This is a genomic window from Leptospira broomii serovar Hurstbridge str. 5399 (assembly GCF_000243715.2).
In the GTDB taxonomy this organism is placed as follows: domain Bacteria; phylum Spirochaetota; class Leptospiria; order Leptospirales; family Leptospiraceae; genus Leptospira_B; species Leptospira_B broomii.
Genome location: NZ_AHMO02000008.1, coordinates 1,050,380 through 1,076,192 on the forward strand (window position 1 = coordinate 1,050,380; position 25,813 = coordinate 1,076,192).

Below are 25,813 nucleotides of genomic sequence, written 5' to 3' on the forward strand. Positions count from 1 at the left end.
GAGTCGCCTAGGGAGGCTTCTTTCTTTTTTCCGTTCTGAGAATTATCAAATATTTTAAAGCGAAAGCTCGTGCTATGATAATTGAGACAGAAGGAGTCGTTTATGGATATAAATGAAAATAAGCTAGATCGTTTTCTTAGATCTTTCGTAGGAGTGCTAATTATCGGTTGGGGGTTGTATTCTCAGAGCTGGCTGGGTGCTTTCGGAATTATTCCTTTGACTACGGGAGTCGTAGGCTGGTGTCCTGCGTATGCGCTTTTTGGGTTCAGTACTTGCGAGTCGCCTGAATCCTAAAAATCGATTTTCCTAATAAACGAATATTCAATTGAGTTGCAGAACGAAGCCCTTCGTATAGCAGAACGCTTTTCTTTGCAATCGCCAATTGTTCGTTTTTCTTTTCCTCCAAAGTCAAGTCCGTTTCATAACCTTCGGTGATCGAAAGAATCACTCTCTGAAGACTTGTCCCCAGAAATTCCGTGAGTCCTTTCTTCGATGCAACTAATTCGTCGACTCGAGCGATCTCTCGAAGAGAAGATTGGATCGAGTCCCTTTCCCGGCCGCCGTCTCCAATCAGAGTATAAATTTTTCGAGATAGATCCTCGCCTCTCTGAACTTCTTTCAGGAATTCTCGTAGTTCGATGGAGATTCGCTTTAAATCCTCTAATAGGTCCATCGATCTCAGTAATGGTTTAGAATTTCTGATCCTTTTAATTGAATTTCGAATATCCTGAACAAACTTCAAATCCACGGGATTTTGATTAAACCAATCGGAGATTCCTATAAAAGGTATGCTTTCAAGTCGAGCCCCCTCGCTACTTAAATTTCTCCAAGGGATCTCCTTCTTTCTTTCTTCAAACCATTTCTTAAATATGAGAAGTTTCTCATTTGTCCTAAGACTTTTCCCCGTTTCAGATTCTACCCATTTTGCAGGTAACGCTGTCATTTGTTTATGGTTGTGAAATTCCCTTCTGAACTTTCGTCGTTCCAAAAAATTCAATCTTTCTTCTAAAATGGCACCCTTGCAATGGGCAAGCGTCCCGGGAAATGAAAGGTCTTGTCCCAATAAAAGGAGCGACCTTGCTCCCATTTTCTCCGCAAGACTCGTCGCGTTTGTCGAGACGGATCCGCCAAAATCCAAGCTACCGATCCCTCCGTCTAGATTTAATTCAATCAATTTGATCCATGGAAAAGGAGAGGAGGTGAAGAATCCTCCCTTAGCAACCGAAGGTAAACGTAGCGAATGATAAGAAGTAGTCGGATCGAAAACGAACGCGGAATCGCCCGTATACCCTTCCAGATATTTAGAATTAAGGGATTGTGGATCGACGCTAAAAACCAAATCTGGATCGATGCCTGCCTTTTGTAAAATCAACAATGCGGTATCAACAGCAATCAAAATGAAGCTCTCTCGGAAACGTTTTAGGTCGGATAACGAATGAGAAAGAGAAGGTCCTGCGCCACAAACTATTATATCAATTTTGGATTGGCAAAGCTCGAATAAGGATCGAATCGGATGTAAATGCAAAAGTTCGGGAAGATTTCGTAAAAAATTTCCGGTCCACACTTTTTCAAATCTGGTCAGAGTCGCGGTGTTCACATCCTTCTTATGAAAATATGTTTCCGCTAAAAAGCGAGGCTCCTGGTAAGCTACCGCATTCCATTGTAGACTTCCTCTATGAGGAATAAAACTAACCGGCAAACCCGAAACACCTTTCAAACCCGCATATAAAGAAGCTTCGTCAAAGGGAGACAATACGATTCGGAGTCTGTCGTTTTCCAACTCGCCTGAATAATCATGAAGAGAAAACGCTAATTTGATCATACCCGGAAACGGTTCCATCCAAACACAAACTACTTTATCAAATCCTAGAGCATACTGGACAGAATAACCGAGGCCGGAACCGAAAAAAAGAAAAACTCGGTCTTCGTCCCCTTTTTTAAGGGAATCCAGTTGTCTCATAACTTCCGTAACCGGTTCTCTTGAGCTATGCAACAAAGTGGAGCCGATTTTCAAGCTAGGTTGTCCGGATGGAGTTTGGACAAGTTCGGCTTCGATATAGGAAGAGCGGATTTCTTGGGCTATTTCGGGAGAAATTTTTCCCAAAGACTTTAAATTTTTATCAAGAAGATCCGAGCGAAGCTCTTTCATTGGAAGAATACATCGATCCTTTTTCCGTTTAAAGAACTTCCGGACGAGGGATCCTGTTCATAGCAAAATCCGCTTCCATGTAGCTTAAACGGAACTCCTAAGGGAGAAAGTAATTCCACTACTTCCCTCTTACTTTTTCCGGCTAAATCGGGAACATGATCGGATTTGATATATTGATTTTTCCGATCCAATTTCGGCAGCCTTACGTCGACCGTTCGTTCGCCCTGCTCGATAATCGGAATTATATTCTCTACGACTTCCTTGAATACCGGTGCGGCGAGTCCTCCTCCCGTATGGCTCGAACCCCTAGGTTCATCGAAAAGAATCAAACCTACGATCTTAGGTTTTTCCGCGGGAAAGAAACCCAGAAAGGATGCTGACCAGAGACCGTCTTGATAGCCTCTCCCGGAAACCGATTTCTGTCCTGTCCCGGTTTTTCCCGCGATTGAGTATTCCTGTATATATGCATTTTTTCCAGTTCCATCTCTAACTACTTTCGTCATGGCTTTCAACAATCTTTCGGTAGAATACTCACGAATTCCTACCGGCGCCTCTTCCGCCTTGAATTCATGCAAAACTTCGCCGTAAGAATCCGTAATATGGGAAACGACTCTCGGAGTTAAAAAACGGCCTCCGTTTACGACGGACGCAGCAGAAGCGACAAGCTGCACGGGAGTCACGGAAATTCCTTGACCGATCGCCATGAACATAGGAGTCGTCGGTGTCCACTTATTGAGCGTCGGAACGTAACCTACCGATTCGTTAGGCAGAAGTCCGGTCTTATCTCCAAAGCGAAATCGCTTCATATATTCATAAAGTACTTCGTTCGGGATTCGGGATGATGCCTTGATAATTCCAGCATTGCATGAGTATTGTAATATTTCCTCCAAATTCACCTTCCCGTGAACCTGAGTGCATTTGATCCGGGTTTTCCCGTATTCCACATATCCCGGACAATCGAATTTTTCGTTAGGACGAATTAAATTTTCATTAAGCAATATACTTGCCAAAAATATTTTCATCGTAGATCCGGGTTCGTAAACATGCCGAATCGCCCAGTTCGTATGAGAAATTTCCTCGAATGTCGCATAACGATTCGGATCAAATGAAGGAAAACTCGCCATAGCTAGAATTTTTCCCGTATGAATCTCCATCAAAAGGCCGACGGCTCTCTTTGCCCCGGTTTCTTCGAATCGTTTTCCCAAAGCTTTTTCCAATTTAAACTGAATGAGACCGTCCAAAGTCAAATGAACGTTGGCACCTCGATTCGGATCCGAGTCGGTCGGAGTCATTAATTCTCGGTTATAATAATATTCCAAACCCGACAATGCCTTATCATCGTCCATCCCGGTAAACCCGACGAGGCTTGCTGCCAGGCTTCCATGCGGATAAACTCGTTTAAATTCCCTTTCTCTCCTAACCCCTGGAAGAGCCATCTCCATAATTCGGGTTGCAGTGGCATCGTCTATCTCGCGTTTCAAAAGAAAATATCTGCTTTTCTCCCGAATCAACCCTTCGATTCTTTCCGGCAAAATATCAAGATAGGGGGAAAGTTGAATCGCGGTAAAATTCGGATCATAGATATTTGCCGGATAAATCCCGATCGTCGAAGAATCGATCGAAAGCGCCAACTCGATCCCGCGGCGATCATAGATCGCGCCCCTTAAAATTCGTTCACCGTTCTTAAAGGCGATTTCCTTATCATTAAAGAAAATTAAATAGCTAACTCTAATTGTTAGAACTGCGAATAAGACGCAGAGAAAATAGAAGAGAAACGAAAATCTTTTGCGATTAGGATGCATATTTTTATTACAAATTTAACTCCGTCGGGCCGTTTTAACGGGTAGCTACTGTAGGGGTATGAGATCAGTCTAATTTCATTAGTACAATCGGCAAATTTCTGCAATTCCCGAAGCCCTTTCGAACCATTGCAGAAACCGTTCCTGGTCGTTTTGAGGTAAAAATTCGGGAGAGCCCCCCCTTCCTGGGCGGGGGCCGGGGGTGGATTACATGACTTGAAAATTTTTATCATGAGAAACTAATAATGTCAATTCGCAAGAAGTGGGGAATTGCTGTGGGAGCTCATACAAACTTCGCCCAAAAAAATACTTGAAGTCTTTTCGAGAGCCTCTGCAAAAAAGGTCCCGGTCCTTTTGAGGTAAAAATTCGGGAGAGCCCGCCCTTCCTGGGCGGGGGCCGGGGGTGGATTACATGACTTGAAAATTTTTATCATGAGAAACTTAAAATGTCAATTCGCAAGAAGTGGGGAATTGCTGTGGGAGCTCATACAAACTTCGCCCAAAAAAATACTTGAAGATAAAATATAGCATATACCGGGTAGTCGACTCGTTAGTTTCGCGCTGCCGTTTTAAAAAATCAGATAACTAGAAGCCGAGTAAAACTTTTCCGCGTAATTTTTGAAAAGGAATTAGTCCGTAATTTCGAGAATCAGTAGAGAATTCACGGTTATCCCCTAACACCAAAAAGTATCCCGGCGGAATTCTGCCAGAATCACCTATACCGATGTTTCCGGAAACACTCACTACCGGAACAATCGAAAGTGAGGGAGCTTGCGTCTTAAAACCCGGCTTTACAAAAGGTTCTTCCAATGAAGAATCGTTGATGTGAATTCGTCCTTCCGAGAATCGAAAAAAATCTCCCGGGAGTCCGACAACTCTCTTTAAACTTAATTCCGTTCCAACCCCATCTAAAACAAGAACGTCGAATCGATCGATTTTGGACTCTATCAAAGACCAAGTCCAGGGGCCGACCCGTGCGGGAAATCCCCATTTCTTTACGAGAATTAAATCCCCGTCTTTGAAACTCGGCATCATGGAATTTCCATTGATGAAGTAAAATTGAATAATGAAGATTCTCAGGTAAAGTACCGAGATAATAGCGAGAAACACCGGCAATGCTTTTTTAATCCAGAGGAGCATTGGAAATTTAGTCGATATGCTCGCTTTCGTTAAAAATAACATGCATTGCCCTGACACTCTAAAGATGGGCTTCTATCCATTAGACGGATCTTCAATTTCCCTACAACGTGAAAATGATCACGATATTAATATCGAAATTCGGTTATTTTCCGTTTTAACAGATATCTTATGCACTCTCAAATCGAAACAAAATATACAAAATCGAATTTGATGACCGGATTGACTCATTTCTTTTAACAGTTTAACAATATTCATGAAAGAAATCTTCTTGCCTCGGCTTATTTTTAGAGTCAAACTTAGCTATGCCCGAAAATAGCGCAGTACAAGGATATATCGCACGTTATCAAGCGGAGAGGGGAAAGGTAAAAGCGTTTCTTTCCAAATTCCCTTTCTATGGCGATGTTCTGAAAAACCACCAATATTACGATGCCGATCGATTAGCAAGAAACGAGCTTTCTAAAAGAATCGATTCCCTCAAAGAACCGCTTCGCAGAGTCGAAGAAGGCTTCGTACGCGATAGAAGAATGGAACTAATCGGCTCAACCGAGATCTTACTATCATTGATAGAAAGATTAAAGAATGAGATATCGGGTTCCAGTTACGGGCTGAACGGGCTGGGTAGCGGTTTTAAAGCGAGCGAAGCTGAGTTAGAAGCCCTTGCCGAATGGGATTATTCCCTTTTGCAACATACGGAAGAATTATATGCAAAGGCTAGTTCAAACGGTCTAAATGCGACAGACTCAGCGGAGACGGTCAGAGATTGGGTGAGTAAGTTTCGATCGGAACTCGACCAATTTGACGAAGCTCTTAAAAAAAGAAGAGATGTATTTCTTAAGAAATAATTCCGTCGATTTTTTAGTTTCCCTGAAATCTAATCAGAGATAATATCTTTCCAAGGAGTGAATATGGCATTAATAGACGTTATCAAGTATGAAGGAGATCCGGGCGAACTTGTCTGGAAATTCCCTAGAAATGATATTAGTACGTTTGGTCAGTTGATTGTAAACGAAAGCCAAGAGGTTATCTTTTTCAAAGAAGGTAAAGCCTTAGACGTATTCGGACCGGGAACCCACACACTTAAAACCGGAAACGTTCCGATCTTAGAAAAGATAGTGAATCTTCCGTTTGGAGGACAGACTCCTTTTACCGCAGAAGTCGTTTACGTAAATAAGGCTTTAGTTCAGTTAAAATGGGGCACGCCAACCCCTATCCAAGTTGAAGATCCGAAGTACATGATCACTTTGGGCGTAAGAGCATTCGGAACTTATAATATTAAAGTGATTGATTCCAAATCTTTCGCGACGACGGTCGTGGGAGCAAAAGGCGCTTATAGTACCGATCAAGTCGATAATCTTCTAAAACCGATGGTAATTACTCGACTTAGCGATTTTTTAGCAGAAGTAGTTCTCAAAAGCGGAGAGCCTATTACTCGATTAAGCCAACATTTAGATGAGGCTTCTTCTGCCGGAAAAACGAAGGTTCAACCAGACTTCGCAAAGTATGGAATCGAAGTCGTAGATTTCCTAGTTCAATCAATTAACTTCGATCAAAACGATCCGAATTTCCAAAAAATCCAGAAGGTTCTCACGGATAAATTCGAAATCGAAACACTGGGCGGAATGTATCAGCAAAAGAGAATGCTTGATATCGGAGAGACTGCGGCAGGCAATCCCGGCGGTAATGCTGGAGAAGGTATGTCAGCGGGAATGGGGCTCGGAATGGGAATGAATATGGCAAACATGATGGCGAATATGATGGGTCAAAATCAGAATAATAACAATAATGCCGCCGCCAACGGGCAAACCGATGCAACGGCAAGGCTTGCCAAACTCAAAACAATGCTCGATCAAGGGTTGATAACTCAGGAAGAATTTGATTCCAAAAAAAAGGACATCTTGAACTCTATCTAAAGTATGAGCTCAACCCTTACCCGTTATAAGGCGGAATTCCGTTGCATTAACGATTCATGTGGAACCACTTATGATTTGAATGACATCATCTATGAATGTCGTAAATGCGGCAGTCTTTTGCAGGTTTCGCACGATATAGACGCCTTAAGGGAAAAGTCCGGAAAGGAATGGAAGGATTTATTTGATTCTAGATTTCGCTCGGTAAAGTTTCCCAATAGTTCCGGGATTTGGAATAAGCGGGAATGGGTGCTTCCGCATGTGGAAGATAAGGATATTGTCAGCTCCGGCGAAGGTCTTTCTCATCTATTCTCTTCCGAAAGGCTAACTAAGGATTTAGATCTCGGAGGACTTTGGATCAAACAATGTGGGATCTCCCACACGGGCTCATTCAAGGATCTAGGAATGACCGCGCTCTTGAGTCAGGTTAAGCATATGCTGAGTAACGGAGTGAATATTCGCGCCGTTGCTTGTGCAAGCTCGGGAGACACTTCTGCTGCCCTTGCCTCCTATGCGGCTAAGGCCGGCATTCCCGCAATTATCTTCCTGCCTGCGGGAAAAGTATCGCAAGCGCAATTAATCCAGCCCGTTTCTAACGGAGCAAAAGTGATCGCATTGGAAACGGACTTTGACGGTTGTATGAAGATCGTGAAAGAGGTAACTAAGCAGGCAGGAATTTATCTCGCGAACTCTATGAATAGTTTACGCATTGAAGGGCAAAAAACAATCGCTCCGGAAATTGTTCAACAATTGGAATGGGAAGTTCCGGATTGGGTCATCATTCCTGGTGGAAATTTAGGAAACGTTTCCGCTCTCGGTGCCGGCTTTGAGATGGCAAAGAATCTAGACTTGATAAATAAATTCCCTCGAATCGTTCTAGCCCAGGCCGAACATGCAAATCCTCTCTATCTCTCCTATTTAACGAACTTTCAGGAATTTAATCCCGTGGAGGCCAAACCCACACTGGCATCCGCGATCCAAATCGGTAATCCGGTCTCCGTGCAAAAGGCAATTAAGACCTTAAAAACGTTTAATGGAATCGTTGAGCAGGCAAGCGAAGCCGAACTTTCCGATGCAGCAGCTCGAACGGACCTATACGGTCTCTATAATGATCCGCATACTGGAGTCGCAATCGCAGCTTTATACAAATTACTATCCAAAGGTGTCATACGAAAAGGGGAGAAAGTAGTGGTGATTTCTACGGCTCATGGCCTAAAATTTACCGAATTTAAGCTTAAATTCCACGAAGGAAAAATCTCCGGCACAACTCCAAGTTTAGGGAACCAAATTCGGGTTTGTAAGCCGGAAGTCGGGAAAGTGATGGATGAGATTGGTAAATTCCTACAACCAAAAGGCTGAAATTTCTCAGAGTTCCACCTTTTTTAGTGCTACTTTTTCCTCGGAGACTATCGTTTTTTTCTCGAAAGCTTGGCCCGATAAATATAATCGATAATCCGAATGAATGAAGGAATTGAGGAGTTTTCCCAGGAATTCCTGTTCGAAATTGAAACGGCCGTAAAGAAAGAAGAGCCCGTCTCGATAATCACCTATGTCTTGAGCAATAATGGCGAAGCCAAGCTCAAACACCTAATCCACAGCGTTTTATCTAAGTACGGAAGAGAAGATCTGATCGAACTTCTTTTTACCTCCGCAAAGGAATTGATCGTTAATGCCACTAAAGCGGCAATTAAGCGGGTCTTATTCCGTGAATTGGGCTTAAATATCGACGACCCGGAGCTCTACGACCAAGGAATGACCTCCTTTAAAGAAAACCTAGTTAGCCGTAAGTTTCCGTACTATCGTCGTAAAATGAAGGAAAATGGCCTCTTCGTTAAAGTGACATTAAGTTTTAACAAAGATCGAATCATTCTTCTTGTTCAGAACAATTTCACTCTCGCAATAAGAGAAGAAAAAAGGATCCGAGAGAAGTTCGTACACTCTAAAGAATTTGACAATCTCTTCGAGTACTATATGAAGTACGGAGATACGACCGAAGGCGCCGGAATGGGTATCACGATGGTCGAGATTCTAGTAGCCCAAAGCGGCTATGACCGGCATTTGTTTACCATTTACAGTCGCAAGTCTGAGAACCGCACAGTTGCTCGAGTTGAGATTCCTTTGAACGAGAATTACGTGCCAAGAAGACATCGATATCAAAAATGGTTACTAGAGAAGACCCAAAGTACTCTAGATGGGGAAGACTCTTAGTATCGCTTGGACTCAGGAAGTATGGAACAAAAATCGCAAACCAGTAAACTCCAGGAACAGGCAAATTTAATGAACCTGGCTTTCGAATCCGTTCTCACGGAGGAACAGGCCATCGAACTGATCCAGGGAAAATTAAAGGATGCATATCTTTTAAAACTTCGAATCGACGTTGAAAATAGAGCGGGCATTGTCGTAGGACTTATATCCAGATTTAAACACGAATTCATCGAATTATATTCTTTATTCTCGAATTCCTCTTTAATTCGTAAAATCAGAACATTCGAAGATTTTGGACAGATAACCCATGACATGGCGGAAGCCGCCAGGGAAGAGGCCGCGGATCCGGGTTTGTCCGAGCAGATCGGTCGAATTCTGCACACAAAATTAAACAAACAAATTTTAGAAAATTATTATCCTCTTTGGGAACGAAACGATACCGCTGCGCTCGTTAATCTTTTAGAGAATCAGATCAAGCTAGGCATGAAGATCAACATGGTACGTGTACAAGCCGACGTCGAATTCGTATCTAGTATCAGAAATCGCGGAAAAAACATTTTTGCAGGAGTTCTTGCTCCGATTCTCAAACCGCCTGAAGAAGGAGAAGATAGCACTCTATCCGCGGGGGCTATAGATCCTGAAAAGGCAGCGGTTCAACGTCAGATCGAAGCGATTCGGAAAGGATTCGGTCGAGTTGTAACTGCAAAGACCATTCTTTCCCCGGTAAACGGGATCGATTTTGATGATCTAATAGAAGGCGATAAGATATTATTCCAACTTCCGAATAACGCTCCCGAAGAGAAAGCTTTGGCAAAAACTCTCGGTGCGATAGATCAAAACGGAAACGCAAAACCCGTAGTCGGTTCCTTTATATCGATCGCCTCTGGTAAAAACGAATATCATATTTTTGCAAAGGGTCCGGCCGGAGTTCTACTGCAAGCATTTGAAGAAAGTCCCGTTCGCTTAGCACGTCCTAAGAGCGCCGCAACCCCGAGACCTCCGGGTATGAGCGGCGGTAAATCGTCCGATTCCGGAAACGCACTCAACTACTTTGTTCTCGTAGGCGTGGTGCTTCTAGCAGGACTCTTAGCGTTCATTCTTCTGAGATAACCTTCACCTATCGAATATCCTATCTTAACGAAATTGCGAACTATTAACTATTATCTTCGTTAGATTCTTTCATAGCTTAATCCCCTTGATACGTTCGCCTTTAAAAAATTCGAAAGTAACTTTCGTTAATTATGTTTTTCTTTTACTCTTAACGATAGATTTGGATTTACATTTTACCTTGACAGTCCCTCAATGAATCTTATAAAAAATTAAATAAATTATTGAGGTTCTTATGGCAGCTAAATTTGAAGTGTACACCGACAAAGGAGGAAAATATCGTTTTCGCCTTAAGGCTGGAAACGGCGAAATTATTGCAGCCAGCGAAGCATACGAATCGAAGCAAGCCTGTCTACACGGAATCGAGTCCGTAAAAAACAACGCTGCTTCCGCTCAAGTTGTGGAAGTCGAATAGCATTCCCTTTCGAAACCTCCATCAAGGCCGATTTAAAGTAAAATATATCTATCGAAATTATTTCGTTAAATCTTTTGATAAATATATCTGAATCGGCTTTGATTTTCCTTTTACGGAAACCTGTTCCCCCTCTTGAAACCGATCTTTAAGAACCGGGGACAATTGCAAAAAAACTTCCTCGGACATTATGATCGGAAATCCTAAAGAACCGCACAGTCCCTCCAAACGAGACGCCGTATTAACTGCATCGCCGATTACGGTAAAGTCCATCCGATCCTTACTACCGACTGACCCTTGCACGACCTCTCCGTAATGGATTCCGATTCCGTTCTCCATGGGCGTAACGCCGGACAGTTGCCATTGCTTTTTAAGCTCACCCAATTCTCTCCGCATTTCAAGCGCTGCGGCAGTGGCGGCCTCGCTCGGGTTCGGGAGTTCTATTATGCCCCCGAATACGGCCATGACGGCATCGCCGATAAACTTATCGATAGTACCTCCGTTTCGAACGATTGCGCCTACCATTCTTTCAAAATACTCGTTCAAATGCATTAGTAGTTCTTCCGGATCGGCCGTTTCGGATAGGGAGGTAAAGGATCTTATATCCGAGAAAAGAATAGCCGCTTTTTTTCTTTCGGTTTTAAAAGGAGAATCTAATCCCATTAGTTTTTCCTTAACTTCCTCGGATACAAATTGACCGAAAAGTCTCGAAATCCGGGATTTCTCCTGTTCTTTCTCCAAGATCTCGTTCAAGAAACGTTTTGCATTCTTAACCAGAATTCCGACTAAGATTCCGCAAAATATCATCATTAAGGACTTAAAAAAGTATATTGCAGGATCTGTAATATCGTTTAACATCAAGATATCAGTGGAGGATAAGGCGTTTAATCCGTTCTTCGAGATTAGAAAGAATGTTATGTATTGCGCTCCGCAAAAAATTCCGGCAAGGAGTGATAATCGTTCATCGAAAGCAAAGCCGCTAAGAACAACCATAAAATAATATAAATAAGAGGCCGGACCCGTAATGTAGGTTGCAGCTCCGTTTGGCAGCATTATTTCCGCCGATAAAAATAAAACACCGGGGAGGGAGGAATATCCCAAAATCATCGCATAGGCACCGGATCGTTTTACTTTTCTAGTACGAGCAATCAGGTAAAAAACGAAAGAAGTCAATCCGCCTAACGATGTCCAGGCGATTGGTACTTGCATTTCCCGAACCACATCTATATATTGTAAGCAGATAAGCAAGACGGAAGAGCCTCCGCCCAAGATCGCGGAATACAAACTGCATCTTTCGAGAGTTAGGTTAATTTCCCGATTGAGAATCTCCGGAAATGAGGAGGGCGTCTTTGAATCGGAGGGTCCCATGCGACAAGGACTATCCCCGACAACCTCCTCCAGGAAAGCATTTTTCAGTCCGGGGAATTAACCGACGACTAAATTTACTAATTTTCCCGGAACGTATATTTCCTTACGGATTTGTTTTCCGTCTAGGAAAGGACGTATTTTCTCCAAAGACTTAGCTAGTTTCAACGCTTCTTCTTGGCTGATTTCTTTCGGGACTTTAAACTCGCCTCTAAGCTTTCCGTTGACTTGAACGACTATCAGAACTTCATCATCGACTAGATATTTCGGATCGGCAACAGGAAACGTTTCGTAGGTCAGGCTGTCTTTGTTTCCGCTAAGCGACCATAGCTCTTCTGCAATATGCGGAGCAAACGGGGCGACTAATAGCAGGAAAATTTCTAAGATTTTACGAGGACGTCGTTCGCTTGGGGTGAATTCATTCACGAAGATCATTAATTGTGAAATCGCAGTATTAAAGGAAAAATTAAGAATATCATCGTCGATCTTCTTGATCGTTCTATTCAATATACGAAGCTCGTCTTCGTTCGGATCAACGTCGTCTAAGCGAAATGATTCATTCGGACCTGCGTGATACAATCTCCAAACCCGATTGAGAAACCTAAAGACGCCGTCGACACCCCGTGTGCTCCACGGTTTGACCATTTCAAAGGGACCCATAAACATTTCGAACAGTCGCAAACTGTCGGCGCCGTAATTTTGGACAACCTCGTCGGGATTGATGACGTTTCCGAGCGATTTGGACATCTTGCGCTTGTCTTCTCCCAAGATCAGACCTTGATGAACCAATTTTTTGAAAGGCTCCGCCGTGCTTACGTATCCTAGATCGAAGAGAACCTTATGCCAAAACCTGGAATAGAGTAGATGCAGAACCGCGTGCTCCGCACCGCCAACATAAAGATCCACCGGCATCCATTCTTTTTCCAATTCGGAATCCACGAATCCTTTCGGATTACTCGGATCGATGTACCTTAAATAGTACCAGCAAGATCCGGCCCATTGCGGCATAGTATTCGTTTCCCGAACACCGATTTCGCCCGTTTTAGGATCCTTGTATTTAAGCCAGTCACCGGCTAAAGCCAACGGAGATTCGCCCGTACCGGAAGGTTTAAATTCCTCTAAATTCGGAAGTTCTAATGGAAGTTCGGACTCATCGATCGCGCGGGTGACTCCGGAAGGATAATGTACGAGTGGAATCGGTTCTCCCCAATATCTCTGTCTGGCAAACAACCAATCTCTCAACTTGAATTGCGTTTTGCGCTTACCGATTCGATTCTTTTCCGCCCATTCGGAAGCTTTGGTAAATGCTTCTTTATATCCGGATTGATCAAGATTCAATTCGCTTGAAGAAGAGTTAATACACTTGGATTCCTTTGAATCAAAGGCTCCTTGGGAAATCTCCCCTTCGATAACTGGAAGAACCTCCAGCCCAAATGCTTTTGCAAATTCGTAATCCCGCTGATCGTGAGCAGGAACGGCCATAATCGCACCAGTTCCATATCCGTACAAAACATAGTCTCCGATCCAAATCGGAATTTTTTTGGAAGGATCGGCAGGGTTTAGAACATAGGCGCCGGTAAACACGCCGGATTTTTCCTTCGAAAGTTCGGTTCTATCTAGATCGCTCTTAAGAGAGGTGGATTTTTTATACTCTTGAACTTCCGCCCATTGATCCTCGGTTGAAATCAAATCTACAAGTGGATGTTCCGGAGCCAAAGCCATGTACGAGACTCCGAAAATGGTGTCAGGTCGGGTGGTATAGACTCGAACTCCGCCGTAACCAAAATCTTTTTGAACCGAAAGCTTTTTTTCCAACTTTGATTTGGCGGTTTCGAATCTCGATCTTGTGCTTGGATCGAATGGAAACGTAAGCTCCAGCCCTTCGCTTTTACCGATCCAATTTTTTTGCATTTCCAGAGTCGATTGAGGCCATGAGACCAGACCTAAATCCTCCAATAAACGCTCGGCATAGGCCGTAATTCGCATCATATATTGGCGCATCGGTTTTCGAACTACTTCATAGCCCTTTCCGACCCATTCCTCTACTTCCTCGTTGGCGAGAACGGTTCCCAAACCGGGACACCAATTCACGGGGATCTCGGCCTGATAAACAAGACGAAACTTCGAGAGAATCGTTTCGCGTTCCGACTCGCTAAATCGTCGCCAATCCGAAGCGGTAAACGCTTCTAAATCGTCGAATCCCGAAGATCCATCCGTCGCAAACCGTTCCACTAACTCGTCGATCGGTCTTCCTTTTTTGGCGGAAAAATCATACCACGTATCATAGAGTTTTAGAAAGATCCATTGGGTAAACTTATAGTATTTAGGATCGGTCGTGGATATTTCCCGATCCCAATCGTAAGAAAGCCCGATTAATTTGATTTGGCGGCGAAAATTGTCGATATTTTGCTTCGTCGTCTGTGCCGGATGAATCCCGGTTTGCATTGCGTAACGTTCCGCAGGTAATCCAAAGGCGTCCCAGCCCATTGGATGAAGGACCTCAAAACCCTTCATCCTCTTAAAACGGGAAACAATATCGGTAGCAGTATATCCTTCCGGATGCCCAACATGCAATCCCGCGCCTGAGGGATAAGGAAACATATCCAAGCAATAGAATTTCGGCTTAGAGGAACGAAGGTCTGTTTTGAAAGAAGAATTCTTCTCCCAGAAGGATTGCCACTTTGGTTCAATTTCCCTGAACGGATAGTCCATACCGAGAGGTTTTTTACTACGGTCCAGAATCCAATTCTTTTTTGAGAATATCCAGTCTAAGATGATCTTCTCATTGAACCTTAATGAATATTTCTTTAGAACTTTCCATCAGGAAAAGAGGAACCAGAGTTAACTTTATCGGTCTGAAACGAAGAAAGCCGGTCGAAAACCGGCTTTATAGTCGTTCTTCTTCGCCAAGGAGGCTTAGACGGTAATACAGGTACTTGTTTTGTAGTGCTTTTACTTACGAACGGAATCGATTACTTTAATTAATCTACGGAAAGCTTGATTGAGACAGTCACGACATAGATCGTATTGAAAGAGATGAGGAGTTAACTTACCACATCCCTTACAAGACAGCTTCTTTTCATGAGCTCGATTAATTTCCGCATCCTGTTCGTTCAAATCCGTCACTGTTAATAATTGCATTTTGCTCCCAGAAAATTCCATCGAGGTTCTTTTTATTTACGGAGTGTCAATAAGTCTGAGATCAGTTTCCTGTTTCAGCACCGACTCTCCGAAGGTCGAGAGTTACTTTATAAAATCGAGCGATTCTAGAGTCAAAAAAAATTAAGAAGAGCGATCGCGAAAATGCCAGTAAATTTTTCGAAAAAAAATTCCAAGCTAGCTCTGGACTGGAATAGTTTTTCAAGTGTAAGTTTTTTGATGATGAAATAAATTTCCATCAAGTGCCGAGTTTAGGTCAGTCAAAGTTTGAGGAAGGTATCACATTGTTATCAATATCCAAGTTAAACAAATCCTACACGGTCGCGGGAGAAAAATTCCGCGTACTAGCGGATATAGAATTCGAGGTGAAAGAAGGAGAATTCGTCGCGATCGTCGGTCCTTCCGGTTCGGGTAAATCGACTTTGTTAGCGATCTCGGCGGGATTAGATAAAGCCGATAGCGGGAACGTGATTTTAGACGGAGTATCGCTTATGGATAAGAAGGAAGATGAACTCGCAAAGATCAGAGGCGAGAAAATCGGATTCGTATTCCAAAACTTTCAATTGATCAAAACGTTAAACGCTTTGGAAAATGTATCTCTTCCACTTGCTTTGACAACAAACCTCTCCGAAAAGGAAATTCAGGAGCGGGCAAAATTTTGGTTATCGAAGGTGGGAATGGAACAAAGAGCTTATAATTTTCCGAGCCAACTATCCGGAGGAGAAGAGCAGAGAGTCGCTATCGCTCGCTCATTCATACACGAACCGAAACTATTATTTGCCGACGAACCCACGGCAAACCTGGACAGAAAAAACGGGGACAGAATCATGTCTTTATTAAAAGAACTGAATAAAACCCGGAAATCGACGTTATTAGTCGTCACTCATGACCCGCAGGTGGCTGCATTAGCGGATAGAATTTTAGAAATGCGGGACGGGTCCGTGATAATAAATCCAAAACTAGGTTCCAAGAAAACCCTACGTACGGCCAAAAAGAAGACTACATCCAGGAAAAATAAATGAATCGTAACTTCTTTATTCGCGCAATGCTTCGGGAGATCGGATCCCGAAAAACCTCTTCCCTTCAGGTAATCTTAGCGGTGGCTCTAGGTACCGGCGCGGTTCTCGCCGTCCACTCCTACCGGGAACAGCTTTCCAAAGCTATTTTAAACGAGGCTAAAAATATCCTAGGCGCGGATCTAATAGCAACCTCTAGCTCACCCCTTACTGACGATCAGAAGGCGTTTTTAGGCAGAATACTGCCTAATGGGACAAAATCTTCAGAACTAGTTCAATTCCCGTCCATGCTACGAAATCCTGAAACCCAGGATTCAGCCCTATCTCTAGTCAAAGCTATCAAAGGAGAATATCCGTATTTTGGCGATATCGTAACGTCTCCTCCCGGCTTATATAGGAAATTAAAACCTGGCGAAGTGTTATTGGAAGAAAGTTTAATCAAAAATCTTAAATTGAAGGTCGGGGATTCGGTACAATTAGGAGAATCAGTACTCCGACTCAAAGGGCAGATTATAAAGGAACCCGGACTCGCGGGAAGTTTTATGTCGATGGCACCAAGTAGCATTCTTCATAAGAATTCTTTGGAAGCGACCGGTCTTGAGCAGAGAGGATCTCGCATCAGCTATCAGAATCCGATATTGCTTCCGACTCTATCGGATGCATCCGTATTCAAAAAATCTAATTTTAAGGAATTTGCCAAAAACGATCTAATTCTCTACGAAAGCACCGAGGCAAATTCAGGCTCGCAAAAATTTTTAGCGAATACATTGGATTTCTTTTCATTACTTGCCCTTTGTGCTTTTTTTCTGGGTGGAATTTCGATTTTACTCTCTAGTCGTGCGGGAATCCGAACGAAAGCGAATGCCTTAGCGATTTACAAGTGCCTGGGAGCGAGTCCGAATTTAGTCGTCACGCTAGTTCTCGGAGAGCTATTACTATTAGCGACGATCGGTGCAATTTTAGGATTTGTATTGGGAATATTTGTGCAATATCAAATTCCGAATCTTGCCTCCAAAGAATTTCTCTTCCAACCCGAAATGATTCCGAGCGCCAAAACTCTGCTCTGGGGATTCGTTTTAGCTTGGGTTGTTCCGTTAGCTTCTGCTTGGGATTCCTTGGCAAAAACGAGAACACTAAGTCCTTTGTATGCGCTTCGCACCGATTTTGCCGATGAACTGGACTCAATTCCGAAATTCGAAATACGACAAATGATTTCTTTCATAACCGTATATCTTGTTTTTTTCGGCTTAGCCTGGTGGGAAACGGGAGATTGGATCAAAGGAATTCTTCTATGTAGCTTACTATTGTTTCTACCATTACTAATTTATGTTGGAACTTTATTTATCCGAAAAGTATTATCCTTTGCATTAAATAGGTTCGAATTCAGTCCGAGCATTCGTATGGCATTACGAAAATTAGATCGACCTCGAACAGGATTATCTTGGGTTTCAGTCGGGTTAGGTTCGTCTTTATTCGTTCTGTTACTCAGTTTGTTTGTAAGCGATAGTCTTCTTGAATATAGCGGCGCAAAAGATAAAGAAAGAAGACCTAATATGTTCGTTTTGGATATTCGGCCTGAGCAGCTCGATTTCTTTTTACAATCTGCTTCGAATCATCAAGCAGATAAGTTAATTACCTCCCCGATTATCGGAGCCCGACTCGCTCGAATCAACGGAGAAGCGATCAAAAAGGAGGAGTTAGAAGAATCTGCGCTTAGAAGGGATTGGAGATCGACTGCAAGGACTAGGGAATACTTTTTATCTTATCGCGAAACTCCGTATCCGACCGAGAAAGTTTCGGACGGTGATTTTTGGAGGAAGGGAGAAGAAGATCAAATCTCGGTGGAAAAAGAATTTTCCAAAAATCTAAAAGTCGAGTTAGGAGACAAACTAACTTTTTCCATCGGTGGTGTAGAAGTCACCGGAATCATACGTAATTTTAGGACCGTCAATTGGTCGGATATGCGACCTAACTTCGTCGTTATTTTTTCAAGAGGAATTTTGGAAAAGGCCCCTAAGTTTTTTCTGAGTTCGTTTAGAATCGAATCTCCCGAAGAAAGATATAGCCTTCAAAAGGAATTATTAAGTGAATTCCCGAATCTTACGGTTATCGATACTGAAAAAGCGGTTCAATCTTTCCTTGGTATTCTTGAAAAAATATCGTTTGCGATTCGATGGATGACAGGATTGATCGTTGTTTCTTCGTTACTATTGATTTTAGCTTCTTTGGAGCTAAGCAGGAAAGAACGCCTGGAAGAAACTTCTCTCTTAAGGATTCTTGGCGGAACGAAAGCGTTTTTAGGAAAATATTTTTTAGGGGAAGCTCTCGTACTTTCCCACGCGGCGTTTTTATTGGCATTCGGATTGGTTTGGATAGCTTCTTCTTTACTCTCCAATTTTATTTTCGAAATAGAGAGTACGGTTCCCTGGTTGGAAGTCGCGATAACTTATTTCGCTACCAATCTTTCCGTAGTAGCTATGTATTTTACTACCCTTCGTGGGGAATGGGATCGTAGTCCGACTCTGTATCTCAAAGAAGTCTAGAAAGGACTCCGTTCCTTGTGGGAGTTCCAACATGCTAAATTTAAAAAACGTATTGCAAGAAAGAGATATATATGATATCTCGCAAAGCTTGATTCGCCTCGGTACTTCCACCTCACCGGCCCCCGCCCAGAAGGGTGGGGACCACTCTAAAAAATTACCGCACAGCGAATATCTGGCCCACCGTACTATCCAAACGAATCGCAGAACAAACTTTCGTTCCTTGTGGGAGTTCCAACATGCTAAATTTAAAAAACGTATTGCAAGAAAGAGATATATATGATATCTCGCAAAGCTTGATTCGCCTCGGTACTTCCACCGCACCGGCCCCCGCCCAGAAGGGTGGGGACCACTCTAAAAAATTACCGCACAGCGAATATCTGACCCACCGTACTATCCAAACGAATCGCAGAACAAACTTTCGAGTTAGAAGCGGTCGGACAGGAAGCGGTTCCGGTTACCTTACATCCTTTGTTTTCGCATTTCTTACGCGTGTCAAAGGATTCCGATCCGGAGAATCTACAATAGTCCCTGCAAGAGTCGGAACTCCCGGCCGCACACAAGTAACAGCCATCCGCAGAAATCGGCAAAACAAAGAATATGTTTGAAAACAGAGAGAAGAATAAAGGTATAAAAAACTTAACTTTCAAATCGGATTTCCTATTTGATTAATCGGATTAAGATATTGAATCGAAAAGATTTGTCAAGTTTTGGCCTTGTCCTTTTTCGAATCACCTCTTCTTTTCCGCAATTTTATCCTCCAAAAACTCGGCAAAATCTATTTGCCCGCTGATAAATCGTAAGTTATACCGACTTTCATATAAAAGGAGCGCACTCGCTATGAATAAAAATACTCCGCCTAAAAGTGCGACTACGGTTGCGATCCATACTAATTCGGAACGAATCGCCATAATGATTCCAAGGCTTAGACTTGAAGTGACGAAAAGCGAAGTAGCCATATACAACGAGGCCATCGAACGCTGAATTAATCCCGCTCTTTTTCTTTGGATTTTTAGTTGCGATTTCAAATATTCCAATCGTTCCGTTGGGTACGATGATTTTCCTTCAACGAGCGATTCAATTTCTGATTTTAACAGATTGACTCGATCGAAAATTCTTCCTAGACGATTTGCCGTCGAAAAAATTAAACTAGCGCTTGCGGAAATTAAAACGGCCGGCGTAATCATTCCGGCGAGGATCTCCGAACCGGGTAAAGATGGAAACATGCCTATGAATTCACGATAATGGATTGGTTTGTCCACCTTATTCCTGACCTTAAATTCCGCCTAAATATCCGAAAAGGACCCGACTCAAAATCGGATAGCAAATTCATAAAAGAAAATAGAATTCGCTTATGGGAACGATTCGATACTTGCAAGGGAAGGATTTTACCTTCGAACAATTTCGAGACTTATACGAATCCTGCTCTTTGGGAAAGCGCCGACCGATAGAAGACGAAGCAAGATTTCGCGGGATGTTGGAAAATGCCGATCTAATTTGGACTGCCTGGGATGAAAATCTGCTCGTCGGAATCTCGCGCAGTCTAACCGATTTTACTTACGTCTTATATTTGGCGGATCTAGCCGTTCGGGAAACGCATCAGAGAAAAGGGATAGGCAAGGAGCTTATTAGGAAAACGAAATCTTCAATTCACGAAAAGGCCAAAATAGTCCTAATGGCCGCTCCCTCCGCAATCGGTTATTATCCGCATCTCGGATTCAAACGGCATCCGGAGGGGTGGATTTTAGTTTAGCAAAGGATCCTTAGTGTGTTCCACGAAATATTTATACAAACCGCCTTTGCTTCGTAAAGCTTCCTGCCAGGTAGTCTCCGGATCGGCAGTGAAAATCCATTCTGGCTTAGGTTCATGAACCACCCAGGATTTTCGCTCCATTTCCCCTTCTAACTGGCCGGCACCCCAACCTGAATAACCTTGGTAAACGTTAAAGCGAGTCTTCGTGGGAGATTCAAGGAGTTCGACCAAAGCTTCAAAACTTCTAGCTAAATAAACTCCGGGAATGACTTCCACCCCAGGTTGCTTCAATTTCGGATTGTCGTGCAAAATGGAAACGAAAGTCGGATCTACCGGACCGCCTGAATAGAGCGGAAGCGTTCCGTCGACGCTTTCCGGTATCCCCTGAATTACATCGTTTAGTGATACTTCCATCTTTTTATTCAGAACCAAACCGAACGCACCGGCTTGATCCTGTTCCACCATCAAAATAACGGTACGGTTAAAATAATCCGTTACGATGGATGAATTCGAGATAAGGACTTTGCCGCCTAAATTATTTTCCATAATCTATTTTTAATTATTATGAATTTCTTTCAAGATTCGGTAGGCGATTTCTAAAGTTTGTATGTCGGATTGACCATATACGATAGGCTCGGTTTCTTTTCGGATACATTTCACAAAATGTTCCTGCTCTTGTTTGAGCGGATTGTCTTTGTGAACGAATATCTTTTCGACGATGGATTCCTGACGATATTTTATCTCGCCGGTTCTTAATAGAATATCCGACGTAGCTTGGCGATGAAGCTCTATTTCCTGGTCGGAGAAATCCAGAGTAATATATACATCCTGCTGAGTAACGTTTAGCGTCCGAATCTTGGATTGCGTGCAACGACTTGCGGAAATATTCGCGATCGTTCCGTTTTCAAAATGTAGGATCACGGCAGCAATGTCTTCGTGCTCGGAAACCACCTTCGATCCGACGGCGCTGAGATGTTTTACGGGCGATTTGACTAGATTCAAAACGATGTCGATATCGTGTATCATCATATCTAATACTACCCCCACATCCTTAATACGAGGATTAAAAGGCGCTAACCTTCTCGACTCGATCAAAAGAGGATTCGTCGCGATTTTGCCGAGTTCCAATACCGCCCCGTTAAATCGTTCGACGTGACCTACTAAAAGCACGAGTTCGTTCTTTGTGGATAATTCGACGAGTTCTTTGGCTTGTTCCAACGTTTCGGCGATCGGCTTTTCGACAAGAACATGCTTTCCCGCTAGTAAAGCTTTCTTTGCAATCTCGTGATGAAGGAAGGTTGGAACCGCCACAATGACGGATTCCACATTCTTAATTAGATCATCTAACGACGAAAAGGCCGAGGTTTTATGTTTTTCGGCCATTTGCTTAGCTCGTTCGGTATCTGCATCGTAGATTCCTACTAGTGCGGCGTCGTTCAAGGTCTTAGCCACATTAACATGGTACTGGCCCATATGACCGGTGCCGATGACACCGATTTTGACTCTATCAGTCATGAATTTTCCTTTTCCTAGGTGTTCTATTTATTTATTGGAGAAGATCTTGCCTTTCGATCCCGGAAGTCCTTCACCTGATTCTCGCGCAAATTCTTCGATGAGTTCCCGTTGACGTCTTGTTAGCTTTTTGGGGATTTCAATTCTAACGATGACATGCTGATCGCCTTTACCATAGCCGCCTAAATAAGGAATTCCATGCCCCTTCAATCTAAATACTTGGCCGGATTCGGTTCCTTCGGGAATCTTCATTTTAACTTTCTTTCCGTCAATGGTAGGAACTTCGATATCTCCGCCTAAAATAGCCTGAGTAAGACTGATTTTTTTATTTAAGATTAAATCGTTGGCTTGGCGTTCGAACAATTCGTGTTTCTTAATATGCGTAACTACATACAAATCGCCGTGCGGTCCTCCACCAGGACCAGCCTCGCCTTCTCCCGATACCTTCAAGCGGCTTCCCGATTCGATACCGGGTGGAATTTTGATATTGATTGTGCGTCGCTTTTCCACCAGACCTTGTCCGTGACAGGTCTTACATGGATTGGAAATGATCGTGCCTTTACCGCGACAAGTACCGCAGGTAGTTGCAACGGAAAAGAAACCCTGGGATCTTCGAATCTGTCCCGATCCGCCGCAGTCCGGACAAGTGGAAGGGGTGCTTCCTTTATTTGCGCCGGAACCGCCGCAATCGGTGCATGTTTCCAAACGAGGAATTTCGATCTTGTATTCGCGACCCAATGCAGCGTCTTCTAGAGAAACCTCTAGATTATATCGAAGGTCGGACCCTCGTTGAGGGCCCCCTCGTCTAGAACCGCCGCCGCCCGGTCGACCACCGCCAAAGAAGTCGCCAAAGATATCCCCAAAATCTCCGAAGATATCGGAAAAGTCCGTATAAGCCCCTGCCCCGAAACCCGGTCCTCCGGCACCCACACCCGCCTTGCCATACTGATCGTAGGCCTGGCGTTTTTTCGGGTCCCGAAGAACTTCGTATGCTTCAGTGGCTTCCTTGAACTTTTCCTCGGAGGCCTTATCACCCTTGTTTTTATCAGGGTGATATTTAATGGCTAACTTCCGATAGGCAGCTTTAATCTCGTCATCGGTCGCGCCCTGGGATACGCCTAGTATCTCATAGTAACTTCTTTCACTCATCGGCTATTTACTTTTTCTCATCGTCTACCACGGTATAGTCCGCGTCCACGACCTTTTCCCCGTTCTCTTGAGTTTTCTCGCCAGCTTGCGAACCGTTTTGTGCGTTCGGTTCGGCACCTTCTGCAGGTCCACCTTGAGCATAAATTTTGGAACCGACTTCCGAAGCAATTTTGGATACGGAATCCTTGGCAGCATTGATTCTAGCTATGTCGCCGGATTCAATTGCTTCTCTTGCTCGTTTTACTTCGTCGGTAGCCAATTGCTTTTCGCTAGCTCCTAATTTATCGCCGGCATCTGCGACCGCTTTTTCGAGCGAGTATGCAAGCGTATCAAGCTCGTTCTTAGCTTCGACCAATTCGCGAGCGGCCTTATCCGCAGCAGCATGTGCTTCGGCATCTTTCACCATTTTAGAAATCTCATCTTCGGATAAGCCCGTAGAAGATTCGATGCGAATCTTCTGTTCTTTTCCGGTTCCAAGATCTTTGGCCGATACGTGCACGATACCGTTCGCGTCGATATCGAACGTGACTTCGATTTGAGGAACTCCGCGCGGCGCCGGTGCGATCCCGATTAGATCGAATCTTCCCAATGTACGATTATCTTTTGCCATCTCTCTTTCGCCTTGTAAGACGTGAATCGAGACCGCATTTTGGTTATCCGCAGCCGTCGAGAATACTTGCGATTTCTTAGTAGGAATCGTCGTATTCCGCTCAATAAGCTTGGTCATAACTCCGCCTAAGGTTTCAATTCCAAGAGAAAGAGGAGTAACATCCAACAGAAGAACGTCGGAGACTTCTCCAGCTAAAACACCGCCTTGGATAGCGGCACCGATCGCTACGACTTCGTCCGGGTTAACGGAACGATTCGGTTCTTTTCCGAAGATCGTCTTCACCAGTTCTTGAACTGCGGGAATCCGAGTAGATCCTCCGACCAAAATCACTTCGTCGACTTCGCTCGCCTTTAAACCGGCGTCACGAAGAGCATTCTCGCAAGGAATCTTGGTCCTATCCACTAGCGATCGAGTCAACTGATCGAATTTAGCGCGAGTCAAATTCATGTCCAAGTGCTTAGGACCGGTCGCATCGGCAGTAATGAACGGCAAATTGATCTGAGTCGACATCGTTCCCGATAATTCGATCTTAGCCTTCTCTGCGGCTTCTTTTAGACGTTGAACTGTATTCTTGTCTTGAGAGATATCGATTCCATATTGTTTCTTAAACTCATCGATCATCCATTCCATGATAATCATGTCGAAATCGTCTCCGCCTAAGTGAGTGTCCCCGTTGGTGGATTTAACTTCGAATACGCCGTCGCCCAATTCCAGAATGGAAACGTCAAACGTTCCTCCTCCGAGATCGTAGACTGCGATCTTAGCGTTACTTTTCTTCTTATCAAATCCGTAAGCTAATGCCGCGGCAGTAGGCTCGTTAATGATACGTTCCACTTCCAACCCGGCGATTCTTCCTGCGTCTTTAGTTGCCTGACGTTGCTCGTCGTTAAAATAAGCGGGTACGGTGATAACGGCTTTCGTTACTTTATGCCCAAGATAGTCCTCTGCAGTTTGCTTCATTTTTTGCAAAACGCGAGCGGAGATTTCCTGAGGAGTAAATTCGCCCGTCGCGGTTTCGAATTTGACACCGTCGTTTCCGCTGCGAATGACTTTGTAGGAAACGTGCTTCATTTCCTGCTCCGCTTCGTTAAATCTGCGTCCTATGAAGCGCTTTGCCGAGCGAACCGTGTTTACCGCGTTCGTGATAGCTTGGTTCTTCGCAAACTGGCCGACAAGAGTTTCCCCCTTGGCAGTAAAAGCAACGATGGACGGAGTAGTTCTCGCTCCTTCCGAATTTTGTATAACTACCGGATCTCCACCTTCCATGACGGCTACGCATGAGTTTGTGGTCCCTAAATCGATTCCGATTATCTTTTCCTTTGACATGATGGTATCTCCTTACTTGTCCCTATAAATTTCGTTTAAGCTCTCGGTTTTCCGATCCGGACCCTTGCAGGCCTGAGTGAAAACTTTTCCTCATTTTCTTTCAGAAAGAAGCCGGCTTGGTAAACTTCGATCACCGTTTCTTCCTTATACTGATCCCCTTCTTCGGAAGACAATGCTTCCATCATTGTGGGATCGAAGGCTTCGCCTTGAGGAAAAAAGCGATACACATTTGATTTTTCTAATACTGAATAAAATTCCTTCAATATCATTCCGACCCCGTCCACGAACGGTTTTAACTCGTCGGTAACGGTGGTCGTTGAGCCTACTCGATCCAAATTGTCGATCGGATTCAAAAAACCCGCGACCATCGATCGGACTGCTTCCCGTTTAATATTAGAAAATTCTTGCGCAGTCCTTCTCTTATAATTCTGAAATTCCGCTCTCTCTCGAGCCCAAGAATCTTTTAGAGATTCTATTTCTTTTTTGGCGGCTTCCAATTCTTTTTGAAAAGAATCTTGGGTAGTTTCAACCTCCGCTTTCACAGTTTCTTCCTGATTAGCGGAGTTTTCCACCGAACCCGCCAGGGTTTCTTCCTGATTCATTTACTTCCCATATCCTTATACAGTTTCGTTTCGCGCTTTTTCGGACCCCGACTCAGCGCTCC

The 25,813-nt window shown here is 43.7% G+C and carries 23 protein-coding genes; 10 read left to right on the plus strand and 13 right to left on the minus strand.

All coding sequences use genetic code 11. The annotated features are described in order from the left end of the window. Nucleotides 1–102: 102 nt before the first annotated feature. Nucleotides 103–294, plus strand: coding sequence for a YgaP family membrane protein (locus LEP1GSC050_RS20630; RefSeq protein WP_020987587.1), 192 nt, complete (start codon nucleotides 103–105; stop codon nucleotides 292–294). Here LEP1GSC050_RS20630 and LEP1GSC050_RS10490 read toward each other — a convergent pair. The 3 genes from LEP1GSC050_RS10490 to lepB all read right to left on the minus strand — a co-directional run bounded on the left by LEP1GSC050_RS10490 (nucleotide 266) and on the right by lepB (nucleotide 5,130). Further along, nucleotides 266–2,149: a motility associated factor glycosyltransferase family protein gene (locus LEP1GSC050_RS10490; protein ID WP_010571170.1), complete on the minus strand. Its 1,884-nt coding sequence runs from the start codon at nucleotides 2,147–2,149 to the stop codon at nucleotides 266–268. The two genes, LEP1GSC050_RS20630 and LEP1GSC050_RS10490, sit on opposite strands and share 29 nt — an antisense overlap. Continuing rightward, nucleotides 2,146–3,951, minus strand: a complete 1,806-nt coding sequence (locus LEP1GSC050_RS10495; protein ID WP_010571171.1) for a penicillin-binding protein — start codon at nucleotides 3,949–3,951, stop codon at nucleotides 2,146–2,148. Before LEP1GSC050_RS10495 ends, LEP1GSC050_RS10490 begins: the two co-directional genes overlap by 4 nt. Nucleotides 3,952–4,533: 582 nt before the next feature. After that, nucleotides 4,534–5,130, minus strand: coding sequence for a signal peptidase I (gene lepB, locus LEP1GSC050_RS10500; RefSeq protein WP_010571172.1), 597 nt, complete (start codon nucleotides 5,128–5,130; stop codon nucleotides 4,534–4,536). A 260-nt stretch (nucleotides 5,131–5,390) separates the two neighbouring features. Here lepB and LEP1GSC050_RS10505 point away from each other — a divergent pair, with 260 nt between their 5' ends. From LEP1GSC050_RS10505 to LEP1GSC050_RS10530, 6 genes are all read left to right on the plus strand, one after another. Continuing rightward, nucleotides 5,391–5,930, plus strand: a complete 540-nt coding sequence (locus LEP1GSC050_RS10505) for an LIMLP_15305 family protein (protein ID WP_010571173.1) — start codon at nucleotides 5,391–5,393, stop codon at nucleotides 5,928–5,930. 63 nt (nucleotides 5,931–5,993) lie between these two features. Beyond that, nucleotides 5,994–6,998: an SPFH domain-containing protein gene (locus tag LEP1GSC050_RS10510; protein ID WP_020987468.1), complete on the plus strand. Its 1,005-nt coding sequence runs from the start codon at nucleotides 5,994–5,996 to the stop codon at nucleotides 6,996–6,998. A 3-nt stretch (nucleotides 6,999–7,001) separates the two neighbouring features. Beyond that, the gene (thrC, locus tag LEP1GSC050_RS10515) at nucleotides 7,002–8,354 is read left to right on the plus strand and encodes a threonine synthase (protein WP_010571175.1); all 1,353 of its coding nucleotides are present in this window, start codon (nucleotides 7,002–7,004) and stop codon (nucleotides 8,352–8,354) included. Nucleotides 8,355–8,453: 99 nt separating this feature from the next. Continuing rightward, a complete protein-coding gene (locus LEP1GSC050_RS10520) occupies nucleotides 8,454–9,203 on the plus strand; it encodes a hypothetical protein (RefSeq protein ID WP_010571176.1) in 750 nt (249 codons plus the stop codon). A gap of 21 nt (nucleotides 9,204–9,224) precedes the next feature. Beyond that, a complete protein-coding gene (locus LEP1GSC050_RS10525; RefSeq protein WP_010571177.1) occupies nucleotides 9,225–10,310 on the plus strand; it encodes an LIC10486 family protein in 1,086 nt (361 codons plus the stop codon). Between the two features lie 232 nt (nucleotides 10,311–10,542). Next, entirely contained in the window at nucleotides 10,543–10,722 is a 180-nt protein-coding gene (locus tag LEP1GSC050_RS10530) for a YegP family protein (protein WP_010415616.1), read from the plus strand. Nucleotides 10,723–10,779: 57 nt separating this feature from the next. Here the strand turns inward: LEP1GSC050_RS10530 and LEP1GSC050_RS20405 are convergent, their stop codons facing one another. From LEP1GSC050_RS20405 to LEP1GSC050_RS20635, 3 genes are all read right to left on the minus strand, one after another. Continuing rightward, nucleotides 10,780–12,087, minus strand: coding sequence for an adenylate/guanylate cyclase domain-containing protein (locus LEP1GSC050_RS20405; RefSeq protein WP_010571178.1), 1,308 nt, complete (start codon nucleotides 12,085–12,087; stop codon nucleotides 10,780–10,782). 57 nt (nucleotides 12,088–12,144) lie between these two features. Then, nucleotides 12,145–14,796, minus strand: coding sequence for a leucine--tRNA ligase (gene leuS / locus LEP1GSC050_RS10540; RefSeq protein ID WP_010571179.1), 2,652 nt, complete (start codon nucleotides 14,794–14,796; stop codon nucleotides 12,145–12,147). 240 nt (nucleotides 14,797–15,036) lie between these two features. After that, a complete protein-coding gene (locus LEP1GSC050_RS20635; RefSeq protein ID WP_016550503.1) occupies nucleotides 15,037–15,225 on the minus strand; it encodes a hypothetical protein in 189 nt (62 codons plus the stop codon). A 302-nt stretch (nucleotides 15,226–15,527) separates the two neighbouring features. On the opposite strand from LEP1GSC050_RS20635, the gene LEP1GSC050_RS10545 reads away from it, so the two are divergent. Both LEP1GSC050_RS10545 and LEP1GSC050_RS10550 read left to right on the plus strand, forming a co-directional pair. Further along, nucleotides 15,528–16,265, plus strand: coding sequence for an ABC transporter ATP-binding protein (locus tag LEP1GSC050_RS10545; protein ID WP_010571180.1), 738 nt, complete (start codon nucleotides 15,528–15,530; stop codon nucleotides 16,263–16,265). Beyond that, nucleotides 16,262–18,802 (plus strand): ABC transporter permease, encoded by a 2,541-nt coding sequence (locus LEP1GSC050_RS10550; protein WP_010571181.1) that lies wholly within the window; start codon nucleotides 16,262–16,264, stop codon nucleotides 18,800–18,802. Before LEP1GSC050_RS10545 ends, LEP1GSC050_RS10550 begins: the two co-directional genes overlap by 4 nt. Before the next feature lie 359 nt (nucleotides 18,803–19,161). Here LEP1GSC050_RS10550 and LEP1GSC050_RS20975 read toward each other — a convergent pair whose 3' ends face one another. After that, on the minus strand, nucleotides 19,162–19,431 hold the full coding sequence (locus LEP1GSC050_RS20975; RefSeq protein WP_408605403.1) for a hypothetical protein: 270 nt from the start codon (nucleotides 19,429–19,431) through the stop codon (nucleotides 19,162–19,164). Between the two features lie 99 nt (nucleotides 19,432–19,530). Beyond that, nucleotides 19,531–20,025 (minus strand): DUF2721 domain-containing protein, encoded by a 495-nt coding sequence (locus tag LEP1GSC050_RS10560; RefSeq protein ID WP_010571182.1) that lies wholly within the window; start codon nucleotides 20,023–20,025, stop codon nucleotides 19,531–19,533. 128 nt (nucleotides 20,026–20,153) lie between these two features. Here LEP1GSC050_RS10560 and LEP1GSC050_RS10565 point away from each other — a divergent pair, with 128 nt between their 5' ends. After that, nucleotides 20,154–20,552: a GNAT family N-acetyltransferase gene (locus LEP1GSC050_RS10565; protein WP_010571183.1), complete on the plus strand. Its 399-nt coding sequence runs from the start codon at nucleotides 20,154–20,156 to the stop codon at nucleotides 20,550–20,552. On the opposite strand, the gene LEP1GSC050_RS10570 is transcribed toward LEP1GSC050_RS10565, so the two are convergent. From LEP1GSC050_RS10570 to grpE, 5 genes are read right to left on the minus strand one after another with little or no spacing between them, the layout of a single operon-like run. Next, nucleotides 20,544–21,098, minus strand: a complete 555-nt coding sequence (locus LEP1GSC050_RS10570; protein WP_010415632.1) for a YqgE/AlgH family protein — start codon at nucleotides 21,096–21,098, stop codon at nucleotides 20,544–20,546. The two genes, LEP1GSC050_RS10565 and LEP1GSC050_RS10570, sit on opposite strands and share 9 nt — an antisense overlap. 9 nt (nucleotides 21,099–21,107) lie before the next feature. Continuing rightward, a complete protein-coding gene (locus LEP1GSC050_RS10575) occupies nucleotides 21,108–22,067 on the minus strand; it encodes a Gfo/Idh/MocA family protein (protein ID WP_010571184.1) in 960 nt (319 codons plus the stop codon). A 27-nt stretch (nucleotides 22,068–22,094) separates the two neighbouring features. Further along, the gene (gene dnaJ, locus LEP1GSC050_RS10580) at nucleotides 22,095–23,213 is read right to left on the minus strand and encodes a molecular chaperone DnaJ (protein ID WP_010571185.1); all 1,119 of its coding nucleotides are present in this window, start codon (nucleotides 23,211–23,213) and stop codon (nucleotides 22,095–22,097) included. Nucleotides 23,214–23,220: 7 nt separating this feature from the next. After that, nucleotides 23,221–25,149, minus strand: a complete 1,929-nt coding sequence (dnaK, locus tag LEP1GSC050_RS10585; RefSeq protein WP_010571186.1) for a molecular chaperone DnaK — start codon at nucleotides 25,147–25,149, stop codon at nucleotides 23,221–23,223. Nucleotides 25,150–25,184: 35 nt separating this feature from the next. After that, on the minus strand, nucleotides 25,185–25,751 hold the full coding sequence (gene grpE / locus LEP1GSC050_RS10590) for a nucleotide exchange factor GrpE (RefSeq protein WP_010571187.1): 567 nt from the start codon (nucleotides 25,749–25,751) through the stop codon (nucleotides 25,185–25,187). Between the last annotated feature and the right edge of the window lie 62 nt (nucleotides 25,752–25,813).

Excerpts from the sequence above, each read along its gene's own strand:
- LEP1GSC050_RS20630 (WP_020987587.1), top strand. The coding sequence starts at position 103 with ATGGATATAAATGAAAATAAGCTAGATCGTTTTCTTAGATCTTTCGTA.
- LEP1GSC050_RS10490 (WP_010571170.1), bottom strand. The coding sequence starts at position 2,149 with ATGAAAGAGCTTCGCTCGGATCTTCTTGATAAAAATTTAAAGTCTTTG.
- LEP1GSC050_RS10495 (WP_010571171.1), bottom strand. The coding sequence starts at position 3,951 with ATGCATCCTAATCGCAAAAGATTTTCGTTTCTCTTCTATTTTCTCTGC.
- lepB (WP_010571172.1), bottom strand. The coding sequence starts at position 5,130 with ATGTTATTTTTAACGAAAGCGAGCATATCGACTAAATTTCCAATGCTC.
- LEP1GSC050_RS10505 (WP_010571173.1), top strand. The coding sequence starts at position 5,391 with ATGCCCGAAAATAGCGCAGTACAAGGATATATCGCACGTTATCAAGCG.
- LEP1GSC050_RS10510 (WP_020987468.1), top strand. The coding sequence starts at position 5,994 with ATGGCATTAATAGACGTTATCAAGTATGAAGGAGATCCGGGCGAACTT.
- thrC (WP_010571175.1), top strand. The coding sequence starts at position 7,002 with ATGAGCTCAACCCTTACCCGTTATAAGGCGGAATTCCGTTGCATTAAC.
- LEP1GSC050_RS10520 (WP_010571176.1), top strand. The coding sequence starts at position 8,454 with ATGAATGAAGGAATTGAGGAGTTTTCCCAGGAATTCCTGTTCGAAATT.
- LEP1GSC050_RS10525 (WP_010571177.1), top strand. The coding sequence starts at position 9,225 with ATGGAACAAAAATCGCAAACCAGTAAACTCCAGGAACAGGCAAATTTA.
- LEP1GSC050_RS10530 (WP_010415616.1), top strand. The coding sequence starts at position 10,543 with ATGGCAGCTAAATTTGAAGTGTACACCGACAAAGGAGGAAAATATCGT.
- LEP1GSC050_RS20405 (WP_010571178.1), bottom strand. The coding sequence starts at position 12,087 with ATGGGACCCTCCGATTCAAAGACGCCCTCCTCATTTCCGGAGATTCTC.
- leuS (WP_010571179.1), bottom strand. The coding sequence starts at position 14,796 with ATGGACTATCCGTTCAGGGAAATTGAACCAAAGTGGCAATCCTTCTGG.
- LEP1GSC050_RS20635 (WP_016550503.1), bottom strand. The coding sequence starts at position 15,225 with ATGCAATTATTAACAGTGACGGATTTGAACGAACAGGATGCGGAAATT.
- LEP1GSC050_RS10550 (WP_010571181.1), top strand. The coding sequence starts at position 16,262 with ATGAATCGTAACTTCTTTATTCGCGCAATGCTTCGGGAGATCGGATCC.
- LEP1GSC050_RS10560 (WP_010571182.1), bottom strand. The coding sequence starts at position 20,025 with ATGTTTCCATCTTTACCCGGTTCGGAGATCCTCGCCGGAATGATTACG.
- LEP1GSC050_RS10565 (WP_010571183.1), top strand. The coding sequence starts at position 20,154 with ATGGGAACGATTCGATACTTGCAAGGGAAGGATTTTACCTTCGAACAA.
- LEP1GSC050_RS10570 (WP_010415632.1), bottom strand. The coding sequence starts at position 21,098 with ATGGAAAATAATTTAGGCGGCAAAGTCCTTATCTCGAATTCATCCATC.
- LEP1GSC050_RS10575 (WP_010571184.1), bottom strand. The coding sequence starts at position 22,067 with ATGACTGATAGAGTCAAAATCGGTGTCATCGGCACCGGTCATATGGGC.
- dnaJ (WP_010571185.1), bottom strand. The coding sequence starts at position 23,213 with ATGAGTGAAAGAAGTTACTATGAGATACTAGGCGTATCCCAGGGCGCG.
- dnaK (WP_010571186.1), bottom strand. The coding sequence starts at position 25,149 with ATGTCAAAGGAAAAGATAATCGGAATCGATTTAGGGACCACAAACTCA.
- grpE (WP_010571187.1), bottom strand. The coding sequence starts at position 25,751 with ATGAATCAGGAAGAAACCCTGGCGGGTTCGGTGGAAAACTCCGCTAAT.